This is a genomic window from Paraburkholderia sp. BR14312, assembly GCF_040948675.1.
In the GTDB taxonomy this organism is placed as follows: domain Bacteria; phylum Pseudomonadota; class Gammaproteobacteria; order Burkholderiales; family Burkholderiaceae; genus Paraburkholderia; species Paraburkholderia nodosa_A.
Genome location: NZ_JBFPKI010000002.1, coordinates 422601 through 434443 on the forward strand (window position 1 = coordinate 422601; position 11843 = coordinate 434443).

The window sequence follows — 11843 nt, forward strand, 5'->3', positions numbered from 1 at the left end:
GTTTGCTCGCATCGCGAATGTCCGCTTCGTCGCGAGCTTGGCTAAGCTGTCGCCCGATATTGATTCCGTTCCCAAGGCCTCGCGTGAACGAGCCCAAGCCGATTCCAAAGTGCATCACTGCCCCCCGATTTCCTGGTTGAAGTTCGCAATAGCCTCAGCCGTCGCTGCGCTGATTGCGTTGAGGCGAGACTGATACTCCTCGTACGCCTGCGGGTGGTACTTCTTGAGGTACGCGGCGCGGCCGTCGCCCCAATACGCGGAGCACGTCATGCAATCAGGGCTCGCGCGCATCGTCTCGTAGAACCGCGGAAGCTCCACGCCTTCGTCGGCGAGATACGCGAACACGTCCGAATCGTCCCACCCTTCGAGCGGGAACAGGTACTCGATGCCATCCTCGATATAGCCCGACTTGATCGGCGCGCGCAGCTCGTCGCTGTTCTTCTGCCCGCGAATCACGAGCGTCACGCCATCGGCTTTCATACGCGCGTGCATTGGCAACATGAGCGAGCGCAGACAGCACGAGTAGCGGTCCTGCATCGCCACGCCACCGCCGGCCGCCGAGATGCCCATCGGCGTGCTCGCCGCCGGCAAGATATCGGTCGGGATGCCGTAGAGCTTGATGACGTTCGGCTGATCGCCTTGCACGCGCACGAGGCGCGGGACCATCTTCTCGACTTCATCCACGAGCGGGCGCGTCTCGGGGAACGCGTCTCCTGTGTCAAGCCAGTAGACCGTGAGCGCATTCCAGTGCTCGCGCATCAGATACAGCAGTGCGAGCGAATCCTTGCCGCTGCTAAATTGCAGTCCTATCTTTTCATGACGCTTGATTACTTCGTGCATATCCATCTCCGGTTAAAACAATCCGATTCCCGTACCCACCAAACTGCCAACACCGCCCATCAAACCGGCCGCGCTCGCGCCACTTGCCTGCTGATTCGCCTGCCATGCGGAAAGCTGGTTGCCGTACTGCTGGTTCAGGAGACTGCCGCCGCCACTGATACCCTGCATTGCGCCACCGAAGCCTTGGCTCACGATTCCCGCGTTCGCACGCCAGTTGCTCATGGCCGCGCCCGCGTTACCCGTCGCCGAGTTGCCCGCGTTCAGGCCGAGCCCTGCCGCGCTCGATGCGCTCGCCGGAAGACCATTGCCCATGTTCACGGCGTTTGCTTCCATCGCGAGGCCGGTTTGTCGCGTCTGCTCGCGCGCATTGTTCGCGGCGCCGGCCGAGTTGAGCGCGTTGAGCGTTTCCTGTCCGCGCGTGATGCCCTGGAAGCGGCCGCTGTTCGGGTTGATACCCATCGCGGCCATGCTGCGCGTGTTCGCATCGTTGGCCTGCTTCGCCTGCTGCTGAACATCTGCCACAGCCGCGGCGGCGGCCTGTTCCTGCTTCTCGGGCGTCGCGTAATCCTTCGCCTGCTGGATATAGTCATCCTGCAACGGCTGGAACACGTTCTTGGAGCGGTCGCGGTCCTCCTGCGCCCACTGCATCTGCTGGCCCTGAGTGGCGAGTTGCTGGTCAGTGACCTGCTTCGTCATCGAATCGAGGTCAGCTTGCCGAACGTTGCCCTGGTCAAACTGGTCTTTCGCGAACGAGAGCCAGTCGCGCCCGAGCTGCTGTTCTTCCAGCGCGGCCTTGCCGATCTGCGGATCCGGTGAGGGGGCGGAGCCACCGCCGCCCTTGCCGTAGGCAATACGGCGCGAGCGTGCGGCGGCGAGGCGCCGGTCATACGCCTTTCGATGAAGGCGACGATGCGGCCCGGCGCGGTCGATTTCGGGTTCGTCGCTACCCCAAAAATCCGCGTGCTTGGTCATATTTGCTCCTTTGGTCTGCTGCAGAAGCGATAAGAGAAGGTAGCCCCGTGCGGGCTATGTTTAGATGCCTACGCACCAAAAGCCGCGACCATCTCATCGCGTGTTGCACCGTTCATTGCCTGGCGGGCAAGTTCAACGACACGAGGCGAACGCTCGCCGCCAGCGACCAGCGTCAGCAGAATGTCTGCCTTCCCGAAGCCACGGCGGCGCGCGCCGGACAGCAACTTTTCGACAAGCGCCGTCGCCTTCTCCCGACAGTTGTCAGTCTCATCCTTGTCGTGCATGGCGCCCAGGGCAACAAGCAACACGCCTGCCATGCTCAGGTGCACCTCGCCGTTGACCGTAGTGGACAGGCCATTGCCGCCTTGCAGGCCAGTAGAGGCCAGAAAATCTCTTTCAATCATTGCGTCACCTTATTGGTTGATATGGGGTTAGGACTACAACTTGCATGTCAGGCGGTGCGTGCTCGCGCAGGGTTCGCACCTTAGCCTCGCCGGTCAGTCGATGCGCCTCGCAATGCGCGCAGTTCCGCGCTGATTGCCTTGGCGCGAGCTTTTGCAATCGCCGCATCGGCCAACCGAGACGCCATCCGGGTCCGGTAGTGCTCGACCCAATCCACGCCCTCGATAGCGGCGAGCGCGACGGCCAAATCGGAAGGTTGTCGGCGACCGTCGAGATACTCGCGGCAGCGATTCGCCGCGAATTGCGCGCCACCCGCCGCGGACCAAAGGTCGCCGCGTCGGTTTTCGAGTTGGCGGATGCGAGCTTCGACGAGGTTGCTTTCGGCTCGCTCTTTCATTCCGCCACCTCGGTCGCTTGCGCACTGGGTATGGCTACATCTAGATACTGACCGTGTGGCGGTCTAGGCGAAGGTGCAGAAACGACCGGGATACGACCGTGAGGCGGTCTAGCGTTCGAATCCTCTTGACCGTGGGGCGGTCGTATTTCGACGCCCTCTAGACCGTGCTGCGGGGGTCTAGATGCAATTCCCGCTACGCCATTTTGTGTAGGCATGCTGGTGTTTTTCCGCGTGCCGAGCATTACATAGGAGCGCGGGTTGATGTCGAAGCCTTCGGCGGAGTCGAGCGGGCGCCACGAAAGCGCATACCATGCGGCTCGGTTCGGCTTCGCGCCCTTGCGCGTTTCCACGAGCAAGCCAAGCGCGATCAATTCCGTTTTGGCCTTGGTGATGCCGTCCCGACTGTTCCATCCGATCGGTTTGAGCACCTTGTCGCAGACCACCAGACGCCCGTTATTGCGCCCGTTGTACTGCATGGCAACGTCGAACAGAAGGGAGCGAGCGCGCGCGGAGGCGGCGCGGAACGCTTGGTCCAGCATTACCCAATGGGGAAGCCCGACGAAGCGTCCGCCCATGCCGTTGTCTCGCTTCTTTCGGCGGCTACTCATGGCTGACCACCACTGCAATTGGCCCGCCCGCCTTACGCACGAAGTGGCAGATGCAGGCCATTACTGCGGACCTCCGTCGCAGGGCGACGGTGCTGCAACCTTCACATCTTCAATCCACGCGGAGAACGCGCAGCGGCTAGCGTCGGACAGGGAATACGTTCCGTACTTGACGGGATGCCCGTCGCGGTCGAGGCCGGCAACCTTCTCGCAAAAAATGGTGACCCCCTTCTTCCTGAGGCGGCGCACGATTTCGGGAGAGTTGGATGCGCCCGAAACACGGTCAAGGCCCTCGCGCGAAATGCTGGCGTGCGAGTTCAGCGCGTGCAACACACGCAGTTCGCGTTCGTTCGTGATGTCAGGGAAGGCTTGCATTTAGACGCCCTCCACGCGATATCCGGCAGGGTCATTCAACCAGCGATGAATCTCACGATTCGGCCACGCGACGCAACGCGCCGAACCGAGCTGCACGCGCTTAGGGAAGCGCCCATTGATCTCGCGCTGGCGGATCGATTCGTGACTCAGCGGGATGAAATGCTTCAGGTCAGCCCAGCGCGTGAAACCGTCGAGCGGGAGCGCCGAGTGTGCGCTGGGGGGCGCGTTTTGATGGGTTGCGGGCATGAGCAAAACCTCGCGGTTGTTTGAACATGGCGAACCATAAATTGATTTACGCAAAAAGGAAAATGCTCAATTTTTAAAATTCACAGAAAATCAACGCAAAATATTGCAAAAGCGCGTCGCAATGAATTATCAAAGCTCTCACTTTATATTCGAATCCAATCTTCACAAATTTCGATGTAATATATTTTGCGGCATGAAGCCAAATAATTTATAATTTAATCAATGACTTATATTATACGTATTCGCAACATTCCGCTAATCAGCAGAATTCACGGAATTCAATAAAAACTCTATATAAAGGAAATGTGAATTGGATCGCATGGAGCGGCGGCGTGCTGATATTAGTTTGCCAGGCGTCACAGATATTGGGATGCCCCCCATGTGAAGGTGACGGGCTTTTCGCCCTTTAAAGTGGAAGGGGAAACCACTTGTGGTCTCGTGCACGGAGCCGCGCAGCGATCCGTCGCGCCGGTGCCTCAATGTCGTGACGCTCGATCAAGTTACGCAACTGCGCGGCCGCTGGCGGCGTCTTCGCGGCGTGTGTCGTGTCCGCAGCCGGTATGCCGCCATCCACTTTGCCGGCGAGCCAGTCGTCAATATCGCTCTCGATCCAAGCGGTGCGACCGGGCACCAGCTCGAACGATTTGGGAAAGCGGCCGTCGGCCATCGTGCGGTAAAGCGTGGGCTGCCCCAGGCCAACCTTCGCGGCAACCTCCCTGATTCGAATCGCTTTCATTTGCCCCTACCACCGATGAGCGTCCGCGCCGAAATCGATAGATGCGCGTGCCGCAGCGCTATCGGCTCGCCTCCTTGTCGATGGTGTCATGGAACGAAGGGCATACGAGGGTTCAACTAGTCGCCGGTTCGGCGTCACGGCAAGCGAAAGTCTGAGCGCGCACATGGAAATGCTACAGTCGGACGCGTCGACATGCACCGAGCCTCTCATGGAAATTCACCACTACACCAAGGCGGCAACGTTGCCGCTAATTCTCGCGAGCCGCAAGTTCCGTTTCACGCGGGCAGATCTTCTGGACGATACGACTGAGGTGCCATTCCGAGACGCTCGCCTTGACTCTCGCTTTTATTTCGTGAATTCGTGGTCAGCTGCAGCAATCGACCAAGCCAGCCAGTGGTTTCAGTATGGCGACGGCGGACGAGGCGTGTGCATCACCACGGAGGGAGTTCCATTCGACTTTAACCTCCTGACGGTCGACGTCCGCCGCCCAACCATCCACGGTACGGCAGGTGTTCAGCTTGCTGGTGTAATCGCACCATTCAGCCTCGAGACCATGTTCGGCAATGGCTATTTTCTGCAGCCGGACGCTGCTGACATGCGTCCGTGCTTTGGTGGAAAAGTTGTCTATGACGACAATCCGGCTCAATGGGCGAGGCAATTCGTAACTTCGAGCGACGAACAAATCACGGTCCACGGACAAGGAACGTGCATCGCGCGAGTCAAATCGAAAATGTGGGCCGAACAGCGCGAATTCCGATTCGTGCTGTCGGCTATAAAGGGTCCACAGATGAACTATGTGGATTCATCCACTGCATACGAAAAGGCCCTGCTCGACCAGTTCGAAAGCGATGGCGCGAACGGCGGCGTGCACGTTCCGACGAGCGCGACTTTCATCGATCTGCCTTTCTCGGCCAAATGCCTAGAACATCTCGTCGTTACGCTCGGCCCGAAGATATCGGCAGCGGATCGGCAAATGATCTCGGCTGCGCTGGCTACACATGCACCACGAGCGACAGTGCGCGAGAGTGCCCTCCCGCTTCGTTGACGGGCGCGCACACCGTGCAGATATACTCATCATGTGTCACGGCCTCGGAATAGACGGCTGTTCGCAGCGCTGATCCAGCTTCCTCCTATTCCTGATGGTGATGCTATGGCCCAGCGGAACAACTCGTCCTTCTTCGAAAGGCTCATTCGCCTGATGCCCAAGCACCTGCGGCATATTGCCGGTCTGACACAGGGCGAGCATACGGTCGACGACCTGAAGAGCGAAGCGCGGATGGAAGAGATCAAAGCACAGCGCGGCGCCAGCCTTCGGTCTTCGACGGTGTGACGCCCGAACCGCCAAACTTCATGGTGCACTGAAAGCCGGACAGGGAATCGGTTGCGGCCGCGCGTATCCTTACGCACTTCAAGAACAACTCTCAACATTCGGGGAGACGATGGGAGAGCAACAGTCGCGCAAGAAACGCTTTCTGGCCAAGCATCCGCTGTGCTGCTTCTGCGGTGGAGCTACGCCTGCGACTACGGAAGACCATTGGCCGTCGAGAGCAATCTTCGTTGGCCGGAAATGGCCGGAGGGCTACGTCTTTCCCGCCTGCGATCGCTGCAACAGCGCGTCGCGCCTCGATGAGCCGCTGATGGCCCTGATCTGCCGGATCCGCTTCCCGGACATTGCCGGTAATCCCGAGGAATGGCATCGGCTGCTACGGGGCATCCGCCAAGTCATGCCAGACGTTGCAGCGTCCATGGTTATGTCGACCAACGAAAAGCGGGCTGCCGTGCGAGAAAAAGGCCTAGAGTTGCCCGCCGGCCAGACTTACAAGGAGCTGCCGATCGCTTCGATTGCGCATCCCCGCTTCCATGAAGCGGCTGACCGGTTCGCAATGAAGCTCTTCAGCAGCCTGTACTACAAGCATACGGGGCGAATCTTGGGGCCTAACGGCCGGATCATCCATGTCTGGCGCACCAACACGTCTTCGTTCGTGGAGTTCTTCGAGGACGCACGCATGAGGCAACTGCTCGTAAAGTTCCCCGAACTCAAGCGAGAAGGCCACTCCCTGAACGACCAGTTTTTCTACAAGTACAACGTCGCCGAGGTCGAGCCGCCAGCGGCAGTCTTCGGCGTCGTGTTCAATCACGCGGTCGCTATGTTGGGGGTGGTGATGGGGGACGCGAGTCAGGTCGCAGCCGCCGTTCCAGATTCTGCGCAACTCCGCCCCTTCCGCTGGTCAGAAGCAACATGATCCGGGATTTCATTTTGACGCGCGCCGCCTAGCCGGTCTTCCGAGCGTTTTCCAATCAATCGCCCGCGCCGGTCAACGCTTAGATGCGCCGGGATCAGCGGCGGTTGTTCTCAGTCCGTCTGTTCGGCTAGTAAGCTTCAGTTGCTAAAGGTCGAATAGACAAGGAGCCGCACTACGGCACAGAGCATCGACCCGCTTAGAGTAGGATACGAATGACGGTAGCGCGACGGCCCAAGCGAATAGCCTGGGCGCTGCCATCGCTAGTTTTAGGGCGTGGGATTCGGGGGCACCGGAGGAACTGCATCAGGTGCGGCCCCAGTCGCAGGCTGGACCGGAACAGGCAACGGTGCAACGGGAGAAGGGAATGGCATCATACCCCCAAAACCAAAACCATTTGCACTCGCCACCATTACCTGCGCGCGCCTACCGTCATACACCATCACAACATTCTGCAAAAAAGTACGCCCAAGCAAGACTTGGTGCGGCTGCTGGCCGCCGGAAAGATGAACGCCCGCGAAAAGCCCGGTCTGAGTAATTCCCAAACTCGGCACCGAAACCTGGGCCGCGAATACGTCATGGCCGTGGGCGCCATTGGCTCCAGAAATCATTACCCGGTCGACAACGGGGAGTCCGAGGCGGATAGCCAGGTCCGAATCGATGCAGCTTTGTTGGGCGCCAGTGTCAATCAAGCCGGATACAACTTGGGCAGTTGGAGCTGGCGCAGGAGCCACCGGCGCAACCGGCGCTGCACCTGCCGCCGGCGCGGCCACGACAGGCCCCAGTGCGCTCACCACCACCTGAATCGTAGGTCCAACATTGATCAGAGCGTTCGGAACCGCGCGCCCGTCAGGAAAATGGAAGCCAGCTTCAGCGATGGGCATACGCGATCGGTCGATAGGCTACTGACGCAGGAACGGGAAACGTGGAAGAAACGCCGACCTGACGGACCAAGAACGGCGTTGTACCGAACTGCGCCGATGCCGAGCGAAAAGCCGTGTCGAATGTGTCGTAGGACCCTTGGAGTCGGCCATCGCAAAAAACTACGAATTTGCCCAGATGATGGGCTAGGAGTTGCGCCTCTTGAGCTTCGAAGGCGGCGATCTCCCGATCTAAAACGTGTGTCATTGTTTCTCTCCGTCGCCTGATACAACTATTCTAAGCAGTTCGGACGGGCATGATCTGCCAAATTGGGCTACTTTTCGACGTCAATTTGACGCACGAAAGTGTGCGGCCGAACGGAACGCGTCGGCTGCGTATTCTAGCGCGCATCCAACTGCGGTTGCCGAAAAGGCGCCGCATTTGCTGTACCGCAGTAGAAGGCGCCTAAAGGGTGTCCAGACAGACAAAATCGCCGACCGCGCGCTTATGGGCGCTAATGTGGCGCATCGGCAGCGGGCAATCTAGCCGTTGCATCTTCGCAACCTCGCAGCAAGCCTCACACGGGGGTTGTTTTGGGGGTTTTCTGAAACCAAGAAACCAATAGAGGCTTACCCAACAAGGCTTTACGGCCAAAATTTCATTCCGGCCCGAGCACCAGAATGCTTTCCGGCAATGGCCGCCGGAGTCCTGAAACCCGCGAAAGCTCGACGCTTCGCGGGTTTTTTGTTGCCGGTCCGAATCCAGCACACCCTTCTTTGGACGAAGATCAAGCGTCCTGCGGATGCCGCGCGGCGTGCCGCGCCCCGCTGCTATCGTTGTCGATGTTATTGAGATAGCAAACCGGGAGCGCACAATGGACCGCATTTTCATGACGCGAGAGGAAGCCATTCGCATCCTCATCGAGGCCCACGAGTCCGTCTCGGGACGCACCGCCGCCACGTTGATACGCTCGAGCGCAGACAGATCCGCAAGGCTCGAAGCGCTGGACCGGCTGCTGCTCGACGTGCGCGCGGGCCGCGTCGATGAATTTCGCACCTGGCCAGAGGACAGCACCTGCTTCTCGATCACTGACTGACGCAGGTCTGCCGCACGAAACTCAGCGCAAATTCGTCTGCGCCAGCTCCACCACTTCGTCTCCGCGCCCGCTCAGCACCGCACGCAACATGTAGAGGCTGAACCCTTTCGCCTGCGCCCACTGCAGCTTCGGCGGCATGGCCAGTTCGTGCTTCGTCGTCACCACGTCGACGAGCGCCGGCCCTGCGTGAGAGAACGCCGCGCGCAACGCCTCATCGAGCGCTTCGGACGTCTCCACGCGCACGCTGAAAAGGCCCGCGCCTTGCGCGATATCCGCGAAGTTGGTGGCCGCCAGATCGGTGCCAGTCTCCACGTAGCCGCCGGCCTTCATCTCCATGGCGACGAAACCGAGCGAGCTATTATTCAGGACAACGATCTTGATCGGCAGATCGAGCTGACGCGCCGTGAGAATGTCGCCGAGCAGCATCGAAAGACCGCCGTCGCCGGAGAGCGAGACGACCTGGCGCCCGGCGTGGGCTGCCTGCGCGCCGAGCGCCTGCGGCATGGCGTTCGCCATCGAGCCATGGTTGAACGAGCCGTGCAGGCGGCGCCGGCCATTCATCGTCAGATAGCGCGCGGCCCAGAGCGTGGGCGTGCCAACGTCGACCGCGAAGATTGCATCGTCCTCGGCGAGCGCGTCGAGACGCGCCACCACATACTGCGGATGCAGCGGCTTGCCCGCAGCCGCCGGGCGCGCAAGTTCGTCGAGTCCCTTGCGCGCGTTCGCGTAGTGCTCGCGCGCATGCTCGATGAAGCGCCGGTCGGTCTTGCGCGTGAGCTTCGGCGTGAGCGCGCGCAATGTTTCGCGTACGTCGCCGATGAGTCCGAGCGTGAGCGGCGCGCGTTTGCCGAGCGCGGCCGCGTCGCGGTCGATCTGCACGATATTCGCATGCTGCGGATAGAAGTTGCGATACGGGAAGTCGGTGCCGAGCATGACGAGCGTGTCGCACGACATCATCGCGTGGTAGCCCGAGCTGAAGCCGATCAGCCCGGTCATGCCCACGTCGAATGGGTTGTCCCATTCGACGTACTGCTTGCCGCGCAGCGCATGCACCGTCGGCGCGCCGAGCGCGTCCGCGAAAGCCACCACTTCGTCGTGCGAGCCCTTGCAGCCGCTGCCGCACAGCAGCGTCACCGCTTCGGAGCGATTGAGCAGTTCGGCGAGCCGGTCGATATCCGCCGACGAAGGCAAGGTCGCCGGACGCGCCGCCTGAGCCCATGCGGGCTCCTCGTCGGACGCGTCCAGAAGCGCCACGTCGCCGGGCAGCACGATCACGGCGACGCCCTTCTGGTCGATCGCGGTGCGCAGCGCAGTGTCGAGCACGCGCGGAAACTGCGAGGCGTTCGTCACCAGCTCCACGTAGTGGCTGCACTCGCGGAACAGTTCGGTCGGGTGCGTCTCCTGAAAATAGCCGAGGCCGATTTCCGTCGAGGGGATGTGCGCCGCGATCGCGAGCACCGGCGAGCGGTTGCGATGGCAGTCGTAGAGACCGTTGATGAGATGCAGATTGCCAGGCCCGCAACTGCCCGCGCACACCGCGAGCCGGCCGGTTGCCGCCGCTTCGGCACCCGCCGCGAAGGCGGCGACTTCCTCGTGCCGCGTGTGCATCCAGCGGATCGTGCCGAGCTTGCGCAGGCTCGCCGACAGCCCGTTCAGGCTGTCGCCGGTCACGCCCCAGATACGCTCGATGCCGACTGCCTCGAGCGTTTTCGCCAGATGATCCGCTATTGTCTTCGCCATGGTGTTCTCCACGTGAGCCGAATGGCGCAGCGCGCGCTCCGAGACCGGGCGCTGCGCGAGAAGAAAATTGGGGGGCAATTTCGTACGTGTCCAGGCGGTGCGAGCCGGCCGGACCTGCCGATACCTTGCGCTACGTTACGCCATCCGCCCGAAAAGCGCGGTCAAGCCGTGCGAAGCGGACAGGCGGCGGGCACGGCGGCGTTGACCACGTCTCCACGGATAAAATAGCCGGCTCTACGCTGTCAGCCGTCCGTCATGAATCTCGAAAGCATCCTCTTCACTCAGGGTTTCGGCTCGCGCCGCCAATGCCGCGCGCTCATCGCCGACGCGCGGGTCGCCGTCGCGGGCGAGCCCTGCAACGACCCCCTCGCAACGTTCGACACGGCAGGCCTCGTCTTCAGCGTGGACGGCACGCCGTGGCCGTTTCACGAGCGCGCCTACCTTGCGCTCAACAAGCCCGCGGGCTATGAGTGCTCGCGCGATCCGCAGCATCACCTGAGCGTGTTTCATTTGCTGCCGCCGCAGTTCGGAGAGCGCAACGTGCAGTGCGTGGGCCGCCTCGATCAGGATACGACCGGCCTCCTGCTGCTTTCCGACGATGGCCAGTTCGTCCACGCCTTCACGTCGCCCAAGCGCAAGGTGCCGAAGGTCTACGTGGCGAGCACGCGCCATCCGCTCGACGAGGTCCAGCTCAATGCCCTGCGTGCAGGCGTGCTGCTGCACGGCGAGCGCGAGCCGATTGCCGCCGTCGCTGCCTGCGCACGTTCAGATCACGAGCTGGAGTTGACCGTGCTCGAAGGCAAATATCATCAGGTCAAACGGATGGTGGCCGCGGCCGGCAACCGCGTCGAGGCGCTCCACCGCGAGCGCATTGGCGGCTTTTCCCTGCCCGCCGGTCTGGCGCCGGGCGCCTGGCAATGGCTCGACGCCGCGGCGCTCGACGCGTTGCGCAACAACGGGTAAACCACCACGGGGCGGCGCGGGCGCCCGCCGCTCAGTGGGTTGACGCACCGATGCTTGCAAACAGGCATCGTTTTCGCCGCGCCGCAGCATGTCCTTGCCGGGCTTCCGCCCTATACTCGTCTCAAGAACGATTACAAGTTGCAAGGAGGGGCATCATGATCATCAACGGCTCATTCGAAATCTCATTCGTGTTGATGGCCTTCATGGCGCTAGGGGCGGTTCTGATTGGTGGCCTGCTCGCGTCGATGCATATGCGACATCAGTATCATCCGAACCTCATCGGGGCGCTCATCGGAGCGCTATTGTGCTTCCTCCTGCTCGAAGCGCTGCCGGCCATCACGTGAACGGCACGCTTTGCGCCGCGCCGCCC

At 61.2% G+C, this 11843-nt stretch carries 17 protein-coding genes; 6 read left to right on the forward strand and 11 right to left on the reverse strand.

All coding sequences use genetic code 11. From position 1 onward, the window contains the following. Positions 1-114: 114 nt before the first annotated feature. The 8 genes from AB3X98_RS07755 to AB3X98_RS07790 form a co-directional block, all read right to left on the reverse strand. Positions 115-840: a phosphoadenosine phosphosulfate reductase family protein gene (locus AB3X98_RS07755; RefSeq protein ID WP_368604022.1), complete on the reverse strand. Its 726-nt coding sequence runs from the start codon at positions 838-840 to the stop codon at positions 115-117. 12 nt (positions 841-852) lie between these two features. Continuing rightward, complete coding sequence (locus AB3X98_RS07760; protein WP_368604023.1) at positions 853-1812, reverse strand: hypothetical protein; 960 nt, start codon at positions 1810-1812, stop codon at positions 853-855. 68 nt (positions 1813-1880) lie between these two features. After that, on the reverse strand, positions 1881-2216 hold the full coding sequence (locus AB3X98_RS07765) for a hypothetical protein (RefSeq protein ID WP_368604024.1): 336 nt from the start codon (positions 2214-2216) through the stop codon (positions 1881-1883). Positions 2217-2296: 80 nt separating this feature from the next. Further along, positions 2297-2611, reverse strand: coding sequence for a hypothetical protein (locus AB3X98_RS07770; protein WP_368604025.1), 315 nt, complete (start codon positions 2609-2611; stop codon positions 2297-2299). Further along, positions 2608-3219, reverse strand: coding sequence for a hypothetical protein (locus AB3X98_RS07775; RefSeq protein ID WP_368604026.1), 612 nt, complete (start codon positions 3217-3219; stop codon positions 2608-2610). Before AB3X98_RS07775 ends, AB3X98_RS07770 begins: the two co-directional genes overlap by 4 nt. A 60-nt stretch (positions 3220-3279) precedes the next feature. Next, complete coding sequence (locus AB3X98_RS07780; RefSeq protein ID WP_368604027.1) at positions 3280-3591, reverse strand: hypothetical protein; 312 nt, start codon at positions 3589-3591, stop codon at positions 3280-3282. Next, a complete protein-coding gene (locus tag AB3X98_RS07785; RefSeq protein ID WP_368604028.1) occupies positions 3592-3837 on the reverse strand; it encodes a helix-turn-helix transcriptional regulator in 246 nt (81 codons plus the stop codon). It lies immediately after the preceding gene. A gap of 406 nt (positions 3838-4243) precedes the next feature. Next, positions 4244-4573 carry an AlpA family phage regulatory protein gene (locus AB3X98_RS07790; protein WP_368604029.1) on the reverse strand — a complete coding sequence of 110 codons (330 nt, stop codon included), beginning with the start codon at positions 4571-4573 and terminating at the stop codon, positions 4244-4246. A 208-nt stretch (positions 4574-4781) separates the two neighbouring features. Here AB3X98_RS07790 and AB3X98_RS07795 point away from each other — a divergent pair, with 208 nt between their 5' ends. From AB3X98_RS07795 to AB3X98_RS07805, 3 genes are all read left to right on the forward strand, one after another. Then, positions 4782-5618, forward strand: coding sequence for a DUF2971 domain-containing protein (locus AB3X98_RS07795; RefSeq protein WP_368604030.1), 837 nt, complete (start codon positions 4782-4784; stop codon positions 5616-5618). A 105-nt stretch (positions 5619-5723) separates the two neighbouring features. Then, positions 5724-5903 carry a hypothetical protein gene (locus tag AB3X98_RS07800; RefSeq protein ID WP_368604031.1) on the forward strand — a complete coding sequence of 60 codons (180 nt, stop codon included), beginning with the start codon at positions 5724-5726 and terminating at the stop codon, positions 5901-5903. A gap of 109 nt (positions 5904-6012) precedes the next feature. Further along, on the forward strand, positions 6013-6816 hold the full coding sequence (locus AB3X98_RS07805) for a hypothetical protein (RefSeq protein ID WP_368604032.1): 804 nt from the start codon (positions 6013-6015) through the stop codon (positions 6814-6816). 266 nt (positions 6817-7082) lie between these two features. Here the strand turns inward: AB3X98_RS07805 and AB3X98_RS07810 are convergent, their stop codons facing one another. Both AB3X98_RS07810 and AB3X98_RS07815 read right to left on the reverse strand, forming a co-directional pair. Continuing rightward, positions 7083-7697 (reverse strand): retroviral-like aspartic protease family protein, encoded by a 615-nt coding sequence (locus AB3X98_RS07810; RefSeq protein ID WP_368604033.1) that lies wholly within the window; start codon positions 7695-7697, stop codon positions 7083-7085. Beyond that, on the reverse strand, positions 7684-7941 hold the full coding sequence (locus AB3X98_RS07815) for a hypothetical protein (protein ID WP_368610228.1): 258 nt from the start codon (positions 7939-7941) through the stop codon (positions 7684-7686). Before AB3X98_RS07815 ends, AB3X98_RS07810 begins: the two co-directional genes overlap by 14 nt. Before the next feature lie 607 nt (positions 7942-8548). Here AB3X98_RS07815 and AB3X98_RS07820 point away from each other — a divergent pair. After that, positions 8549-8770: a hypothetical protein gene (locus AB3X98_RS07820; RefSeq protein WP_368604034.1), complete on the forward strand. Its 222-nt coding sequence runs from the start codon at positions 8549-8551 to the stop codon at positions 8768-8770. Positions 8771-8791: 21 nt separating this feature from the next. On the opposite strand, the gene poxB is transcribed toward AB3X98_RS07820, so the two are convergent. Beyond that, a complete protein-coding gene (poxB, locus tag AB3X98_RS07825) occupies positions 8792-10510 on the reverse strand; it encodes a ubiquinone-dependent pyruvate dehydrogenase (protein WP_069262740.1) in 1719 nt (572 codons plus the stop codon). A 255-nt stretch (positions 10511-10765) separates the two neighbouring features. On the opposite strand from poxB, the gene AB3X98_RS07830 reads away from it, so the two are divergent. Beyond that, positions 10766-11473: a pseudouridine synthase gene (locus tag AB3X98_RS07830; protein ID WP_069262741.1), complete on the forward strand. Its 708-nt coding sequence runs from the start codon at positions 10766-10768 to the stop codon at positions 11471-11473. Between the two features lie 155 nt (positions 11474-11628). Continuing rightward, positions 11629-11817, forward strand: coding sequence for a hypothetical protein (locus AB3X98_RS07835; protein WP_042260822.1), 189 nt, complete (start codon positions 11629-11631; stop codon positions 11815-11817). Positions 11818-11843 lie beyond the last annotated feature (26 nt).